This window comes from Streptomyces viridiviolaceus (assembly GCF_014650995.1).
Taxonomy (GTDB): Bacteria; Actinomycetota; Actinomycetes; order Streptomycetales; family Streptomycetaceae; genus Streptomyces; species Streptomyces viridiviolaceus.
Genome location: NZ_BMWA01000016.1, coordinates 107,808 through 122,890, shown reverse-complemented (window position 1 = coordinate 122,890; position 15,083 = coordinate 107,808). Strand labels below are relative to the sequence as shown.

18 protein-coding genes and 4 pseudogenes are annotated in these 15,083 nt (G+C 70.1%); 13 read left to right on the top strand and 9 right to left on the bottom strand.

Annotation, left to right across the window (positions count from 1 at the left end):
• Positions 1–52: 52 nt before the first annotated feature.
• Together IE260_RS24060 and IE260_RS24055 are read right to left on the bottom strand one after the other, a co-directional pair.
• A complete protein-coding gene (locus tag IE260_RS24060) occupies positions 53–274 on the bottom strand; it encodes a hypothetical protein (protein ID WP_308434689.1) in 222 nt (73 codons plus the stop codon).
• Entirely contained in the window at positions 275–2,386 is a 2,112-nt protein-coding gene (locus tag IE260_RS24055; RefSeq protein WP_189875229.1) for an MMPL family transporter, read from the bottom strand.
• A 74-nt stretch (positions 2,387–2,460) separates the two neighbouring features.
• On the opposite strand from IE260_RS24055, the gene IE260_RS24050 reads away from it, so the two are divergent.
• The 3 genes from IE260_RS24050 (at position 2,461) to IE260_RS24040 (ending at position 3,656) form a co-directional block, all read left to right on the top strand.
• Complete coding sequence (locus tag IE260_RS24050) at positions 2,461–2,958, top strand: MarR family winged helix-turn-helix transcriptional regulator (RefSeq protein ID WP_189875227.1); 498 nt, start codon at positions 2,461–2,463, stop codon at positions 2,956–2,958.
• Between the two features lie 135 nt (positions 2,959–3,093).
• Positions 3,094–3,318: a hypervirulence associated TUDOR domain-containing protein gene (locus IE260_RS24045; protein ID WP_189875225.1), complete on the top strand. Its 225-nt coding sequence runs from the start codon at positions 3,094–3,096 to the stop codon at positions 3,316–3,318.
• The gene (locus tag IE260_RS24040; protein ID WP_189875222.1) at positions 3,318–3,656 is read left to right on the top strand and encodes a DUF3140 domain-containing protein; all 339 of its coding nucleotides are present in this window, start codon (positions 3,318–3,320) and stop codon (positions 3,654–3,656) included. Before IE260_RS24045 ends, IE260_RS24040 begins: the two co-directional genes overlap by 1 nt.
• Before the next feature lie 156 nt (positions 3,657–3,812).
• Here the strand turns inward: IE260_RS24040 and IE260_RS24035 are convergent, their stop codons facing one another.
• Entirely contained in the window at positions 3,813–4,244 is a 432-nt protein-coding gene (locus IE260_RS24035; protein WP_189875220.1) for a TIGR04222 domain-containing membrane protein, read from the bottom strand.
• A 318-nt stretch (positions 4,245–4,562) separates the two neighbouring features.
• On the opposite strand from IE260_RS24035, the gene IE260_RS24030 reads away from it, so the two are divergent.
• Complete coding sequence (locus IE260_RS24030; RefSeq protein ID WP_229881157.1) at positions 4,563–5,291, top strand: DUF899 family protein; 729 nt, start codon at positions 4,563–4,565, stop codon at positions 5,289–5,291.
• A 64-nt stretch (positions 5,292–5,355) separates the two neighbouring features.
• Here the strand turns inward: IE260_RS24030 and IE260_RS24025 are convergent, their stop codons facing one another.
• The 3 genes from IE260_RS24025 to IE260_RS24015 all read right to left on the bottom strand — a co-directional run bounded on the left by IE260_RS24025 (position 5,356) and on the right by IE260_RS24015 (position 7,546).
• Positions 5,356–5,781, bottom strand: a complete 426-nt coding sequence (locus IE260_RS24025) for a VOC family protein (protein WP_189875218.1) — start codon at positions 5,779–5,781, stop codon at positions 5,356–5,358.
• A 429-nt stretch (positions 5,782–6,210) separates the two neighbouring features.
• A complete protein-coding gene (locus IE260_RS24020; protein WP_189875216.1) occupies positions 6,211–7,014 on the bottom strand; it encodes a MerR family transcriptional regulator in 804 nt (267 codons plus the stop codon).
• Positions 7,007–7,546 carry a VOC family protein gene (locus tag IE260_RS24015; protein WP_189875214.1) on the bottom strand — a complete coding sequence of 180 codons (540 nt, stop codon included), beginning with the start codon at positions 7,544–7,546 and terminating at the stop codon, positions 7,007–7,009. The genes IE260_RS24020 and IE260_RS24015 overlap by 8 nt, the downstream gene beginning before the upstream one ends.
• Before the next feature lie 457 nt (positions 7,547–8,003).
• Here IE260_RS24015 and IE260_RS24010 point away from each other — a divergent pair, with 457 nt between their 5' ends.
• The 3 genes and pseudogenes from IE260_RS24010 to IE260_RS43120 form a co-directional block, all read left to right on the top strand.
• Positions 8,004–8,495, top strand: coding sequence for a sortase (locus tag IE260_RS24010; protein ID WP_189875212.1), 492 nt, complete (start codon positions 8,004–8,006; stop codon positions 8,493–8,495).
• Between the two features lie 231 nt (positions 8,496–8,726).
• Entirely contained in the window at positions 8,727–9,422 is a 696-nt protein-coding gene (locus tag IE260_RS24005) for a class F sortase (protein WP_229881152.1), read from the top strand.
• A gap of 39 nt (positions 9,423–9,461) precedes the next feature.
• Positions 9,462–10,145: pseudogene (locus IE260_RS43120) on the top strand (GMC family oxidoreductase N-terminal domain-containing protein); the annotation flags it as partial.
• Between the two features lie 77 nt (positions 10,146–10,222).
• Here IE260_RS43120 and IE260_RS43115 read toward each other — a convergent pair.
• A pseudogene (locus IE260_RS43115) lies at positions 10,223–10,783 on the bottom strand (FAD-binding protein); the annotation flags it as partial.
• A 10-nt stretch (positions 10,784–10,793) separates the two neighbouring features.
• Between IE260_RS43115 and IE260_RS41845 the strand changes: the two are divergent.
• Together IE260_RS41845 and IE260_RS23990 are read left to right on the top strand one after the other, a co-directional pair.
• The gene (locus IE260_RS41845) at positions 10,794–11,060 is read left to right on the top strand and encodes a hypothetical protein (RefSeq protein ID WP_229881143.1); all 267 of its coding nucleotides are present in this window, start codon (positions 10,794–10,796) and stop codon (positions 11,058–11,060) included.
• Positions 11,003–11,716 carry an FAD-binding protein gene (locus tag IE260_RS23990; RefSeq protein WP_229881139.1) on the top strand — a complete coding sequence of 238 codons (714 nt, stop codon included), beginning with the start codon at positions 11,003–11,005 and terminating at the stop codon, positions 11,714–11,716. The genes IE260_RS41845 and IE260_RS23990 overlap by 58 nt, the downstream gene beginning before the upstream one ends.
• Before the next feature lie 55 nt (positions 11,717–11,771).
• Here IE260_RS23990 and IE260_RS23985 read toward each other — a convergent pair whose 3' ends face one another.
• Both IE260_RS23985 and IE260_RS42825 read right to left on the bottom strand, forming a co-directional pair.
• Positions 11,772–12,164, bottom strand: a complete 393-nt coding sequence (locus tag IE260_RS23985; RefSeq protein WP_189875209.1) for a hypothetical protein — start codon at positions 12,162–12,164, stop codon at positions 11,772–11,774.
• Positions 12,121–12,273 (bottom strand): hypothetical protein, encoded by a 153-nt coding sequence (locus IE260_RS42825; protein WP_308434688.1) that lies wholly within the window; start codon positions 12,271–12,273, stop codon positions 12,121–12,123. The genes IE260_RS23985 and IE260_RS42825 overlap by 44 nt, the downstream gene beginning before the upstream one ends.
• 265 nt (positions 12,274–12,538) lie before the next feature.
• Here IE260_RS42825 and IE260_RS23980 point away from each other — a divergent pair.
• From IE260_RS23980 to IE260_RS43385, 4 genes and pseudogenes are all read left to right on the top strand, one after another.
• Positions 12,539–13,547 (top strand): annotated as a pseudogene (locus tag IE260_RS23980) (sensor histidine kinase).
• Positions 13,544–14,206 (top strand): response regulator, encoded by a 663-nt coding sequence (locus IE260_RS23975; RefSeq protein ID WP_189875207.1) that lies wholly within the window; start codon positions 13,544–13,546, stop codon positions 14,204–14,206. Before IE260_RS23980 ends, IE260_RS23975 begins: the two are co-directional and overlap by 4 nt.
• Positions 14,207–14,293: 87 nt before the next feature.
• On the top strand, positions 14,294–14,518 hold the full coding sequence (locus tag IE260_RS42625) for a hypothetical protein (protein WP_373303396.1): 225 nt from the start codon (positions 14,294–14,296) through the stop codon (positions 14,516–14,518).
• An 87-nt stretch (positions 14,519–14,605) separates the two neighbouring features.
• Positions 14,606–14,790: pseudogene (locus tag IE260_RS43385) on the top strand (sigma factor); the annotation flags it as partial.
• Positions 14,791–15,083: the final 293 nt, after the last annotated feature.

Here is a 15,083-nt window from a genome sequence, read left to right as displayed (position 1 = left end):
GGCCCGGCGCCCCCACCCACCACGACATGGCCGGTCGCTCCCGGCACCGTTCTCACGGGGCCTCGCGGATGTGCTGTGGGGCCCGACCCGAGGCCCGTTCGACCAGGGCGGCGAAGTCCCGCTGCACGGCGGGCTGGGCGCCGGTGGCCTCGAAGTACTCAAGACTGGCGGTTGTCAGGCTCGCGATCTTCGCCTCCACCACGGCTCGGGCTCCGGTCCTCTCCAGCGCCGCTCGCATCCGCCTCTTCGCCCCCGGCGCCAGCGGCGGATGCACCTACTCGGGGTGCCGGGCCCCGGCCGCGGTCCCGGTACCGGTGCGCGCCAGGGCGCTGGGCCACCACCCCCGGCGCCCGACGTCGATCACCAGCGCCGGCACGAGCAGCGAGCGGACCACGAGCGTGTCCAGCAGCACACCGAAGGCGACGATGAAGGCGATCTGCACCAGGAACGCCAAGGGGATCACCATCAGCGCCGCGAACGTCGCCGCGAGCACCACACCCGCGGAGGTGATCACTCCACCGGTCGTGGCCAGCCCGCGCAGCACCCCTTGCCGGTGCCCGTACGCGAACGCCTCCTCCCTTACCCGGGACATCAGGAAGATGTTGTAGTCGACGCCGAGCGCGACCAGGAACACGAAGCCGTACAGCGGGACCGACGCGTCCGTGCCGCTGAACCCGAGGAGGTGCTCGAAAACGAGCGCCGACACCCCGAGCGTCGCAAGGAAGTTGAGCGCCACGGTCGCGACCAGCAGAACCGGGATGAGCAGGGAGCGCAGCAGTGCCATGAGGATCAGCAGGATGACGGCGAGCACGATCGGAACGATCAGGGTGCGGTCCTGGGTAGCGGTCTGCTGGGTGTCGTACTGCTGGGCCGTGTATCCGCCGACCAGCGCGTCGGCCCCGGACACCGCGCGCACGTTGCCGCGCAGTCGCTCGATCGTCTCCTTGGCGGCGTCGCTGTCCGCCGCCGCCGTCAACGTGGCGTCGATCTGTACGCGCCCGTCGACCACGAGCGGCTCACCGGCCCCAGACCGCCCCGACGTCGAGACGGGGCCGGCCGAGGCCACGCCCTCCGTCTTCCTCACCGCGGCCGTCACCTCGGCGGTGCGGTCGGCGTCGGCGATGATGACGGCGGGGTTGCCGGACCCGCCGGGGAAGTGCTCGCCGAGGGTCTTCTGAGCGGCGACCGAAGGGGCGTCGTTCACGAAGATCTCGTCGAGCGGCACGCCCTTGGCAGACAGCGAAGGGGAGAACGCCGCGAAAACGGCGAGTACGAGCGCGGTGACCACCCAGGTGAGCCGGGGTCGGCTGTCCACCTTCGCCGCGACCCGGCGCCACAACCCGTGTCCCTCCATGGACGCGTCCGACGCCTTCGGACGGGAGGGCCAGTAGACGACACGGCCCAGCAGGGCGAGTACGGCGGGCAGGAAGGTGAGGGTGGTGACCACGGCACACACGATGCCGATGGCGCCGACCGGTCCGAGGGAACGGTTGTTGGTGAGGTCGCTGGCCAGGAGCGCCAGCAGCCCGAGCGCAACGGTGGCGGCGCTGGCGGTGATCGCGCCGAACGAGCGGCGCACCGAGGCGACGGCGGCCGCGGCCCGGTCGCCTCGCGAGGCGAGTTCCTCGCGGAAACGGGCGCTCAGCAGCAGGGCGTAGTCGGTGGCGGCACCGATGACCAGGATGGACAAGATGCCCTGCACCTGGCCGTCGACTCGGACGACGTCACGTTCCGCCAGGGCGTAGACGATGCCGGAGGCCAGTCCCAGGGCGAAGACCGATCCGAGGATGATCACGAATGGCAGCAGGAAGCTGCGGTAGACCAGGAGCAAGATCAGCAGCACGGCGCCGAGCGCCACGCCCAGCAGCAGTCCGTCGATGCCCGCGAACGCGTCCGAAAGATCGGCCTGGCTCGCGGCCGGGCCGACGATGTGCACCGTGGCCCCCGGCACGTCCTCCGCCGCCTCACGCACTTCGTCGAGGACTGCGCTCAGTCCTTCGCCCAGGTCGGGTTCCAGCTGGACGACTGCCTGCATGGCTTCTTCGTCGTCGGACGGCAGAGCGGGTGACGGACGGCCGACGACCCCGGCGTCACCAGCGAGCGCACCGACAGTGCTCGTGGCGGCGGCCTGCTGCGCCTCGGTGACCGTTTCACCGTCCGCCGTCCACACCACGATGGCCGGCAGAGTCTCGGACTGGTCGAACGCCTCGCGGGCCTTGAGCACCTGGGTCGACTCGGCGCTCTGCGGGAGGAAGGCGGCCTGATCGTTCGTGGCCACCTCGCCCAGCTTGCCCGCGTAGGGGCCGAGCGCCCCACCGACGCCCAGCCACACGAGCAGCAGGACGGTCGGCAGGAACCACCGGTGCCAGCGCGGTGAGGTCTTCATGTGCATCCCAAACGTTGGCCGAAGTAAGTCATCGATCAAGTATCTCAATCATTGAGAGACCATATAGTAGGGGCATGAGTGGTACCGGTACGCCCTCGCAGCCTCTTCTCGCGGACGACCCGACGGGGTTGCAGACATTCGCCACCCTGCTGCGCCGGATGAACAGCGAGTTCAACCGGATCGCTCAGGAGTTCGCCCAGGCGCAGGGCCTGCACCTGACGGACGTACAGGCCCTCATCGCGATCCTGGATGCCGACTCCGACGAGGACGCAGGCAATGAGCCCTTGACACCCAGCCGCCTGCGCCAGAAGCTCAATCTCACGTCCGGCGCCGTCACCGCGTGCATCGACCGGCTGGAGAGGGCGGGACACATCCGGCGTGTCCGGGCAGCCGACGACCGCCGCGTGGTGCACCTGCACTACGCGGCAGCGGGAAGAAAGGTGGCCAGGGACTACTTCCGGCCCCTGGCTCAGTGCACCGAAACGGCACGTTCCCGCTTCAGCCAGGACGAACTGCTGGTGGTCGTCCGTTTCCTCAGCGAGATGAACCGAGAACTCGCCCTCCTGCGCTGAGAGGCCGGCCGGAGCGGACACCAAGGCGGCGCCACCGAACGCTCACCGAAGGTCAGGACGACCGTGATCATGTTTGTCCGGCGGGCAGAGGGAAACGCGGAGCCCAGTGTTTCGCGACAGCGACGGGGAACAGCGATGCCGAAGGACAACCTGCACAAGGGCGACAAGGTCTCCTGGCGGAGCCACGGCCAGACGGTGGTCGGCAAGGTCAAGCGGAAGATCGCAGAGCGGACTCGGGCGGCGGGCCGGACGGTAGACGCATCCAAGGACGACCCGCAGTACGAGGTGCAAAGCGACAAGACCGGCCGCTCAGCGGTGCACAAGCCCGGCGCCCTGCACAAGAAGGGGAACCGTGCCTGATGGCCGCCAAGCAGCCGGATGGTCGAGAAGACACCGTCAGAGAGTTCCACGACGCCGTCAACATGACGGCGAAGCAGCTTGAGAAGTGGCTGGCCACCGACGAATCCCAGAGCGTCGGACAAAGCGACGGCGGCGAAAGCGTCGGGCACGCCTCCGGACGGCGCATCGTCGAACTGCTCAACAAGAACAAAGGGGACCTCACGGACGACGACGTCGCCCACATGCGCAAGGTCGTCGGGTACGTCCACCGCCACATCGAGCAACGCCCCAGTGGCGACATCACCGACACCAAGTGGCGCTACTCCCTCATGAACTGGGGACACGATCCCAAGAAATAGCGCCAGCAACGGCAAGTGCCGGTCACCTCTGATCCGCGCGCAGGTGGCGCACCAGTCGGTGGAGCGGGGTCCTTGCCCATGGGGGCTTGGCCTGCGGGCTGGGGCAGCAGGCTCTGGGCCGCCAGATGCTGGACGAACGCCTGCGCGTCCGCGTGACTACCGCCGTTGGCGGGCCTCGGGCATCCGTGTGCGCGCCGCCGGCTCGGCAAGCAGTCCGGCTCGCACGAGGGCGGCGATGTCCCGGACGGCGCCGCTGCGCATGACGCGGTGGCACAGCGTCCGAGTCGTGACGATGTTCCCGTGCCCGAGGGCTCCGACGATCTGTCCCTCCACCGCGTTGTGCGGTGCTCCCGGCGCCCGGCTGACTGTGCCGTTCCGGGATAGGTGCAGCCGGCCGTCACGTTGCATGGCGAGAAGGGTCGTGTGCGCGACGCGTTCGGGGCCGCCTGCGAGGAAGGCTGCTTCGAGCGGTGCGTTGCCGCGAGCGGTGGCGGCTCGTCGTGCGGCGGGGGCGCGGGAACGTGGATCGCGGGCTGGACGGGTTCGTCGAAACCAGAATGGTCCGGTGGATACAAGGTGGATATTCATGGTTTGTCGCGTCTTGGCCCGCCCGGACTGCTGCGGTGGGCGGCTCGGGGAGCGACGCGCAGTGAGCGTCCGCAACCAGGCGTGCTGGCACAGTTCCGATGAACGTGACCAGCGCCTGGCCGCCGTCGAAGAGGGCCACGTCGACGCCGATGGTGGATGCCGGATGTCGGCCCAGTTGATCCGGTCCGCTTCAGCCGTTGCGAACTGACACCACGCCCGGGGCGCCGGCACAGAGGCGGGCTTCGGCTCAACTGTCGGCGGCCGTGGAGCCGCCATAGACTCGAAGGGCCGGTTCGGGAACGAAGGAGCGGGGAGCTCGTGATCCGGACCCGGGACGGGGGATCGCCACCCCAGGAGGACGTGATGTTGCGGCACACCAGGCTGGCCGGCGAATCGGCGGACTACCTCGACGCTCGGGAAGAGCTGCGCCTGGCCGAGATCGACCTCATGCGCCACCGCGAGAAGGTCGCGGCCCAGCGACGGGCGCTCCCCCAAGGGCCACCCGTCGACGACTACGTCTTCATCGAGGGCCCCGCCGACCTCGGCGCCGGCGACACACCGGTCCGCGAGGTCACTTTGAGCGAGCTGTTCACCGACGCGGACCGCCCGCTGATCGTCTACCACTTCATGTACGGCAAACTGCAGACCGAGCCATGCCCGATGTGCACCCTGTGGATCGACGGCTTCAACGGCATAGCCCACCACATCGCACGCAACGCCGACTTCGTCATCGCCGCGGCCGCCGACACGCCCACCCTCCGGCAGCACGCCCGCAACCGCGGCTGGCACCGGCTACGGCTTCTGAGCTGCGGCGACAGCACGTTCAAGTACGACCTGGGCAGCGAGGACAAGGACGGCGAGCAGGACTCCACCATCTCCGTCTTCACCCGCGACGAAACCGGCACGGTCCGCCATTTCTACTCCACGCACCCACGCATGGCCGACGACATCGATGAGCGCGGCATCGACCTCCTGGCCCCTGTCTGGCACCTCCTCGACATGACACCGCAGGGCCGCGACGACTGGTACCCCGACCTCGACTACTGACCTCCGGCGACCGGCGGTGCCGGCTCCGAGCTCCGCCCATGTCCTGTGCCGTCTCGAGGGATGCTCAGTCGAGACAGAACTCGTTGCCCTCGACGTCCTGCATCACGATGCACGAATCGTTGTCGTCAGCCAGCAGCCGCACGCGCACCGCGCCGAGTGCGACCAGTCGTGCGCATTCGGACTCCAGCGCGGCCAGGCGCTCTTCACCCACGAGCCCGGTGCCGACCCGCACGTCAAGATGCACCCGATTCTTGACGACCTTGCCTTCGGGAACGCGCTGAAAGAACAGTCGCGGGCCCACACCCGAGGGATCACTGCATGCGAACCACGAACCCCGGTCCTCAGGCGGTCGCGAGCGGTCGAAGTCGCCCCAAGTGGCAAACCCCTTCGGCGGCGACACGACGTACCCCAACACCTCGCACCAGAAGCGAGCGACGCGCTCAGGTTCTGCGCAGTCGAAGGTGACTTGGAACTGCCTGATCGATGTCATCGGCGCACCATAGCAGGGGGCATCGTTGCTCATCTCCCGGTACAGAGTTGCGTCTTGGCGGGGAAGAGGGGTTGCCTCAGGACGCACGTGGGACGGCTCTACGCCGGGGACGGTGCGGTGGAGCGGCTCCGGTCCTCCCGGCGGATTCGGCAGGCCGAGCCCGCCGGGTTCGATCTCGTGATGGTGACGGGTCCGGAGTCCGGCAGGTCGGCCGGAAGTTCTCGCCGGCATAGCGGCCGAGCCAGTGCTCCAGCACTGGCGGGACACCCCCATCGCCACAGCCAGGTACGCGTGTTCCGGCCCGCGTTGGACCGCTCATTGATCAGCCGACCTCCGCGAGGGTCAGGATGGTGTTCGCGTGAGTCAGGAGAACCTCCGGTTCGTGAAGGCGTCGGACGGACCGGAGGTGCAGGCTTCCGAATCCGCGCTCTACTGCCAGGCCGCGGTGTCGGGGTCGATGCCGTGGGCCCGCGCGTCGGCGTCGATGATCCGGCGGAACCACGTGGCGAGGCCGGCGCGGATGCCGTCGTAGTGGGCGGCGAATCCCGGATCGGCCTCGAACATGCGGGCGAGACAGACCTGCATCTGCCTGGTGAGAGGAAAGTACGAGGCAAAGACTTCGCGGTGCCGCTCGACGAGTTGATTCGCTTCTGGGCTACCAGGTGCGACGCCCGCGCCCATCGCATCTCCGAGGGCACGTTCGAAGCCGGCCATGGCGTCGGCGATGGCCTGCCATTCCTCCGGGCCGCGAGAGTCTGAGCGTTCGGCGTACTGCAGCCATTGCGTCGTGTCTCCGAAGCGCTGACGGGCTTGGGCGGGCCAGTCCGGGTTCCACCGGGGGCCGAAGATCGCGGCCTGCTGCTCGACGGTCAGCAGCAGGCCGCGCTCGTGGGCGTCGATCATCCGATCCAGCCCGGCGCTGAGCTGCTGGAGGCGGTCGATCCGTTCGGCGACCTGGGTGCGCTGCGCGCGCAGTGCGCCGGGCACGTCTGCGGTCGAGTCGTCCAACATGGCTCGAATCTTGTCCAGTCCGAGGCCGAGTTCGCGGTAGACGACGATGCGGTGCAGGCGTTCCAGATCGCCAGCGGTGTAGAGCCGGTACCCGGCAGCCGTGCGCAGCGAGGGTCGCGCCAGACCGATCTCGTCCCAGTGGTGCAGCGCGCGAACGGTCACGCCCAGACGCGTCGAGACCTGACCGACGGTCAGGCCGTCGGCGTCAGCGGCATCAGGCATGCTCCTCATTGTCGTCGCCGTGACCGACGGCCGGTGGGGTGATCCCGATGGCCTCAAGGTTTCGCGCCTCCTGACTGGCCGGATCAAAGGGCTTCGCCGCAGTGAAAACGATCCGTGCGTTCTCGGGGGTGACCACCTCCACGTCGCGAGTGTTCCAGGGAGTGTCCCGTGGACCATCGACCGAGTTCGGGCGCAGCGCACGACAAGCCTGGATCAGGGAATCGACCTGGCTGAGCACGCACGCGAAACTGAAGCTCATCGCTGGTGTCCGCTCCGGAACGCTCGCCGCCTGGACGAGCAGTACGTCCTGGAACGCCCACCGGCGCAGATGGACGAGCCTGCCGGGGATGCCGAACAGCTCGAAGAACCCCAGCCCACGAATCCAGAAGTCCACCGACGCCGCCAGATCGCTCGTGGGGATCGTCACGAACGCGGGCATTCCGTAGATGCCACGGAACGGCTCCGGCGGCACTGCATCCGGGCCGGGAGCGGGCACGGGACTCATCTCGAAGGCGTTGTAGTAGTCACTCATGCGCCTCACCATCCGGCCTCACGCAGCGTGAGGGTCAAGCCGTGCCCCCGTGAATCTCGCCCTACGGGTGGCCGCTGCCCGGACCGGGGCGGTGACGGCGGGACGACCGGCCAGCCGGCTCAGGGTCACCTGCGCGGCTCGCACGCCATGCACAAGACCCGGCCCGCAGGAAGGTCACGCCGCCCCGGCGCGGCTGTCCGAGGCAGACCGCACCGGGCAGGACCACCCGGTCGGCGTTCACCGTTATGGGGACGAGGCGGGGGGTGATCGGTGTCGGCGATCTCAGCGGCGGTGACCTGCGCAAGTGTGCAAGACGACACGCCGTGGCACCTGACCGGGTGACACATTTGGCGGTTCGTCAGGTTGCGGGACTGACGGGCTGTCGGTTGCCTCGTGAGCAGAACACACGAGAGGTGTCACGCTGACACGCCGGACACTGTCCCGTTGGAGGATTCGCATGCGTTATACACACATTGGTGCAGGTATCGGTCTGGCTTTCGGTGCCCTCGCGCTGCAGATCCCGGCCGCTGTCGCCGCTGACGACTCGGATGTCCGCATCGACCAGTGGAACGCCTACCCGGGTTCCACGGTCACGGTCAGTACGAGGGCCTGCGACCCTGGGGTGGACTACGGCAAGGGATTTTCGGAGGTGGGCGGAGAGTTCCATCTCTTCGGAGGTGACCAGGAGGGGGTGCTCACCGGCCAGTTCAAGATCCCGGAAGGGGCCGGGCCCGGGAGCGACACCGTCACCCTGAAGTGTCCGCCACGGACCATGGTCACGGAGACGTACCAGGTCTCCGGCCGGCCTCCGAACGGCTCAGTCGGCGCCGGCTTCGGACCGGCCGACGACACGAACACGGGGCTCGCCGTGGGCGGTGGGCTGCTCGTCACGGCCGCCGCCGGGGGTCTGGTCTGGATGTGCCGCCGCCCGAACGCCAACCGAACCTGACCGTCCGACCCGGCCGACCCCGTCCACGCCGGCCTGTGACCGGCCCCCGGAGCGGAACGGGCACGGTGGCCGTGAGGCCCGTCCACCGCGAGGCCCACACCGCCCGCCACGACGCACCCGCCGTGAATCAGAGGTACGACCGCGATGGCACCCAGACATCCCACCCCCGCTGCCCCAGATCCGTTCGTCCCTGCAGTACGCCTTCTCGCCTGTGCGATGGCGGCAGGTGCGGTGCTGTTGAGCAGTGCGGTGCACGACGAGCAGCCACCGCAGCCGTCGGCGGCCCAGGCCCTTCCGACCTCTGAAGACCACACCCGCGCCACGGTCGACACCTCTGAAGACCACACCCGCCCCACGGTCGACACCTCTGAAGACCACACCCGCGCCACGGTCGACACCTCTGAAGACCACACCCGCGCCACGGTCGACACCTCTGAAGACCACGCCCGCCCCACGGTCGATCCGCTGCCCCCCGCGGAGCCGGTCCGGCTCCGGATCGCCTCCATCGGCGTGGACGCCCCGATGACACGGGTGGGCCTCAACCCGGCAGGGGCGCTACGGGCTCCACCACGTGACAAAGCCGACCTCGCCGGCTGGTACGGCGACGGCACGGCTCCCGGCTCGCCGGGAACCGCCATCGCCACCGGGCATCTGGACACACCCACCGGCGACCCCGGTGTCTTCTACAACCTCGGCGCCCTGACCGAGGGCGCCACCATCGAGATCCGCCGGGCGGACCGGCGGACAGCGGTGTTCGCCGTCCGCGGCGTCGAGCTCTACGACAGGAAGCGGTTCCCCAGTAAGAAGGTCTACGGCAGTTCCGGCCGGCCCGAACTCCGCTTGATCACCTGCGGTGGCGGCTACACCAAGCGCACCGGGTACCTGAGCAACGTCGTGGTCTACGCGACACTGACCACGGTGAAGTAGCCGGCCGAACGGGCGCTGCCCGCTGGACACGGACGCCGGATGCTGCGCCGGCGCAACGCCGCTGGGCGGAGGCGGTGTCGACGCGCAGTATCCCGACGTCACGCCGGGCCGACGCTCCCGTCCAGGCTCCGTGGCGGGGCGTGCTGGCGGCGGACCTGCCCGCGTCCCCGGTACGGCTCGCTCGCAGCCGCCCTCTCCACCAACGTCGACGGCATGGGCGCACACTGGGCGGGCGCCTGCCCCCGCCCCGGCGAGGGCGCGCGCATCGGCTTCATCGTCGACGCCGAACTGGACGCCCACCTCACCCGCGCCGAGCAACTCCTCCGCGTCGACGCGCACGCCTTCGGCCAGGCCCCCTTCGCGGACGAGGTGCGCGGTCGGCTTTCGGCACTCTTCGACCCCGGCCGGCCGACGGGCCGGCGAGTGGCCCCCATGCCCCTGGCCGTGACCACACGCCTCGACGGAGCCCACGCGGGGAGCGGGACCGACGTCGTCCTCGGCCCAGCGGCGCGCGACGAACGCGTCGGGATCACCGACCGTTGCCTGTGCCTGCGCGTCGTCCTGGACGGGGACACCGTGACCGGGGTGACAGTGCGCGACCTGGTCACCGGTGAGGAGAGTGGCATCACCGCGCGGGCGGTCGTCGTGGCAGCCGACGCTCTGCGCACCCCGCAGCTGCTCCACGCCTCCGGCATCCGCCCGGCCGCGCTGGGCCGCCACCTCAACGACCAGCCGCAGATCGTCCACGCCGTCCGGCTGCCGGACAAGGTGCCGTCGACGTTGACCCGGAAGGTGGTGTGCCACTCGTGGAGTTCGAGGTCGGCGAGGCGGCGGGAAGGGCCCACGACGCCCGCGCTGTGCACGAGGATGTCCACCGGGCCCAGCCTGTCGACGAGCGAGGCCACGGCCTCCGGGTCGGTGACGTCTCTCGTCGGCGCCCGGAGCGAGTTCGGCGGTGACGACCCGCACGCCCTCGGCACGCAGCTTCGCCGCGGTCGCGGCGCCGATCCCGCCTGCTCCGCCGGTGACCAGGGCGAGTACGCCTTCGGGGTAGCTCGTGCGGCCGCTCCCTGTTCGGCGCCCACGTCGGCGAGGTGGCGCGCCGCGATCCAGCCGAAGGTCATGGCGGGTCCGAGGTTGATGCCGCCGGCGGGGTAGTGACCGCCCATCACACTCGCCTGGTCGTTGCCGACTGCGCAGAGCCCGCTGATCGGTTCGCCCTGGTCGTCGATGAGCCGGGCGTGCTCGTCGGTGGCCAGTCCGGCGAACGTGCCGAAACTGCCGGGCACGATCCGCACGGCGTAGAAGGGTCCCTGCTCCAGGGGGGCGAGCGAGGGGTTGGGGGTCGTCTTCGGGTCGCCCCCGTAGCGGTTGAACGGCGTCGACCCGCGCTGGAAGGCGGGGTCCTCGCAACGGCGGGGCTTCGAGTGGAACCCGACGCTGCGCGCCGCCTACCTGCCGTTCCCGGTGACCCCGATCAGCGCACCCGGCAACGAGGGCGACGGCCTGCTGCTGGGACTCGCCGCGGGTGCCGCCGTCGGCGACATGACCGCTGTGTGGGGCGTGCCGGTGAAATCACCATGCCGACGCAGCGGTACGACGGCCTGCCGTCGGGCCTCATGGGGAACGTGGAACTGACCTTGCCCGGCTCGATCGCGGTCAACGCGCAGGGCCGACGGTTCGTCAACGAGGCCACCAACTACCACGACCTCAACCGGGTCTTCGGCACCACGGACCCGCGCAGCGGCCGCCGCGCCAACGCCCCGGCGTGGCTCGTCTTCGACCAGTCCTACCTGGACAGGTACGCGATCGCGGGCTCCACTCCCGGTACGGTCGAGGAGTGGATGGTCTCGGCCGATACCCCCGCCGGCCTCGCCCGCGCCTGCGGCATCGATCCGGCCGGCCTGGAGGAGACCCTGCTGCAGTTCAACGCGGACGCCCGTATCGGCGTCGACACCGAGTTCGGGCGCGGTGCCAGTGAGCAGGACCGGCATCTGGGCGACCCGGCCAACGCGCCGAACCCGTGCCTGGCGCCGGTGGAGAAGGCGCCGTTCTACGCCGTGCCCGTGCACGCCGGTGTGCTCGGCACCGCGGGCGGTCTGCGCACCGACCTCGACGGGCGTGTGCTGGACGGCCACGGCACGCCGATCGACGGACTGTACGCTGCCGGGAACTGCTCGGCGACCGTCTTCCACGACGACTACCCGGGCGGCGGCGCCACCCTGGGCTCGGCCATCACCCGCGGCTTCGCCGTCGGCGAGCACCTCGCCGCGACCGCGCACGCCGCCGGATGAGGGACGGGTGGCCGCCACAGAACGGCGGCCACCCGTGCGCTGCTCACCGCCCGCGTCAGTACCAGTACGGCAGGAAGCAGTACTGCCGCTCGGCCCGGGCATACCCGAAGCTGTAACCGTCGGCGTAGCCACGGGCGTAGTCGCGCACGTATTCGCGGGCGTAGTCGCCAAATCCTCTGCCGCCGCCCAAGTTCACCCCGTCGTACCCGAAGTGACATTCGTTCCTGGCATCGCCGAATCCGTCGCGGAAGCCGACTCGGTAACCCTGCCGGTAGTCCGATGGGCTGGAAACGGCCGCAGACACGTTTGCGTGAGTCTCACTCGGCGGAGCGGCCGAAGCCTGCTGCACGCCGATGGGAGAAAGGCCGAGGATGAGGGCCGCGCTCAGGACGACGTATCGCTTCCTACGGCAAGCGTTCATGTCCTGCCCCTTTGCCACATCGGTCACATAGGGTTTCCTTTTCACTGTAGTCACACCAATGGCCCCTGCAACTTGCGCTCAGCAGACATCGCAGTCCGCCCAGGACTGTGCCGATCAGCCCCACCAGCATGGCCACGTACGCCCCTCCCAGCCCGTTGCCGGTGCCGAGCCCCCGGGGGCCGTTGCCGCGACGAGCACGCCGAGGACCATCGCTGCCGATCCCGCCACCAGGGCCGTCCTGGCCCCGAAGGGTCCGTGGGCAACGCCGGGACGGCTGGGGGGCGCGCCAGTGCCAGTCCGGCGATGACCACGCCGGCCAGCTCCAGCACTACGCCGACAGTGGCCCAGAGTCACCCCAGGTCACAGGGCTCTCCCAGCAGGGTTCCACCACGGGCCGGGCCTTGCTCGGGGGCGCGCTGCTCGCGGCCGGCGGGCTGGCGCTGGCCGCACAGGGCCGGGCTCCGGTCGCCGTGCTGGGCGTCACCGGACTGTGCGCCGTGGGCCATCAGGCGGCCGGATTCGACGTGCCCGCCGTCGCGTACCCGTTCGCGGTGTACGCGGCCGTACGGGCGGGGCACCGCACCGTCGCCGTCGTGGTGAGCGTGGTCGTCCTGGCGCTGCTCCCGCTCGCGGCCCTGGCCGCTGGCCCGCACAACGCAGGCGAGGCATTCGCCCAGGCCCGCGGCGCACTCGAGATCGCCTGGCTGATCGCGGCCGGCGCCGCGGGAGAGGCGCTGCGGCAGGCCGAGCGGCGGGCGGACGAGGCCGAGCGCACCCGCGAGGAGACCGCACGGCGCCGCGCCGACGAGGAACGGCTCCGGATCGCCCGGGAACTGCACGACTCGCTCACCCATCAGATCTCGGTCATCAAGATGCAGGCGGAAGTCGCCGTGCACGTGGCGCGCCGGCGGGGCGCGGAGGTGCCGCCTTCCCTGCCGGCCATCCAGGAGTCCGGGCGCGAGGCAAGCCGGGAACTGCGCGCCACGCTGGAGGCGTTGCGTGACGACGACGCGACTCCGCCGCGAGGGCTCGACGACGTCCCGGAACTGGTCGAGCGTGCCCGTACGTTCGGCCTAGACGCGACGCTGACGATCGAGGGACGGCGTCACGACGTTCCGGCCGCCGTGGACCGGACCGTCTACCGGATCGTCCAGGAGTCGCTCACCAACGTCGCCCGGCACGCGGATGCGAGTACGGCGTCGGTCCGGATCGAGTGCCGTCCGGACACCCTCGCGATACAGGTCGTCGACGACGGCAAGGCGACGCCGGCCACTGTCCCGCCGCCCGGCCTCGGGCTGCTCGGCATGCGTGAGCGCGTCACTGCCCTCGGCGGCCGGCTACGGGCCGAACCTCCGTGACGGGGGCGGCTTCACCGTCCAGGCCGAACTCCCCGTGGACCGGACGTCGTGATCCGTGTCCTGCTGGTCGACGACCAGCCCCTCATTCGCAGTGGATTCCGCGCCCTCCTCGACCTCGAGGACGACGTCGAGGTGGTGGCCGAGGCCGCCGACGGCAGCGAGGGCCTGGAACTCGCCAAGGAGCACCTGCCCGACGTCGCGCTCATCGACGTACAGATGCCGGTCATGGACGGCATCGAGGCGACCCGGCACATCGCCGCGGACCCGGCCCTGTCCGGAGTGCACGTGGTCATCCTGACCAACTACGGCCTGGACGAGCACGTCTTCGACGCCCTGCGCGCCGGCGCTGCCGGATTCCTGGTCAAGGACATCCTGCCGGAAGACTTCCTGCACGCCGTACGTGTCGCCGCGCGCGGTGATGCCCTGCTCGCCCCCGCGATCACCCGCAAGCTGATCAACCGGTACGTGGCCCGGCCGCTCGCCACCGACACCGGCGCGGGGCTGGAGGAGCTGACCAGCCGCGAGCGCGAGGCTGTCGTCCTCGTCGTGCGGGGTCTGTCCAACGACGAGATCGCCGACCGCATGGTGATCAGCCCGCTGACCGCGAGAACCCACATCAATCGGGCCATGACCAAGCTCCGGGCCCGTGACCGGGCCCAGCTCGTGGTCCTGGCCTACGAGTCCGGCTTGGTGACGCCAGGCATCGCCTGACAGCGCGTCACGCCACCGTGTCACAGAGACAGGGGCCGTCTCTCTGGTGTCAGGGACTCGCCGCTGCCGGCCGCGACGCAGGAGCTCGTGGCACTGCTGGTGAGTCAGATCAACGGATGCGCGGTCTGCCTCGTGGCGGACGGGGCCACCGGCCACCGGACCAGCAGCCGGCCCGCGACCACGAGTCGGCCGGTTCCACTGACCGGCACGGCGGCCTGGCCCGGGTCAGTCGCGCCGGTCCAGGCGCCGTGGTTCAGGCGAGCAGGGCGGTCGCGGTACGAGCGTTGCCTGCTCCGCCCGCACACCGGATGATCGCAGCAATATGCCTCGCCGGCGCGGGCCAGCACAGGCACACAGACCGCAGGGGGTCGGTGTGGGAAGTTCGAGGAGTTCGAGGAGCTGCGGCCGCTGCTGTTCTCGATCGGTACCGGGTTCTGGGCAGCGTGGGCGAGGCGGAGGACGCGGTGCAGGAGGCCTGGCTCCGCCACGGCGCCTCGGCGACCCGGCCCACGTCGGTCAAGGCGTTCCTGTCGGCCGCGGTGACCCGGATCGCGATCGACGTGCTGCGTTCCGCCCGGTTGCGGCTTCGAACGGCACGAGGTCAACGGACGGCCGGGCACTCTCTTCCGCGACCGCGGCGGCGAGGTCCTCCACGTCCTCGTCCTGGGCTTGCTCGACGGGCAGCTCCAGACGATCCGATCGGTCATCAACCCCGACAAACTGGGCCACCTCGGCCGTCGCCGACGCCTGGGCCGTCGACCAGGAAGTGAAGCAGAGCCGCGCGCTGTGATGTGCGTCATATGCAGTCACATGCGGCCGTCGCCCGGTGTCTTCAAGCCGACCCCCTTGGAAACGGAGGAGACACCATGACCCGGAT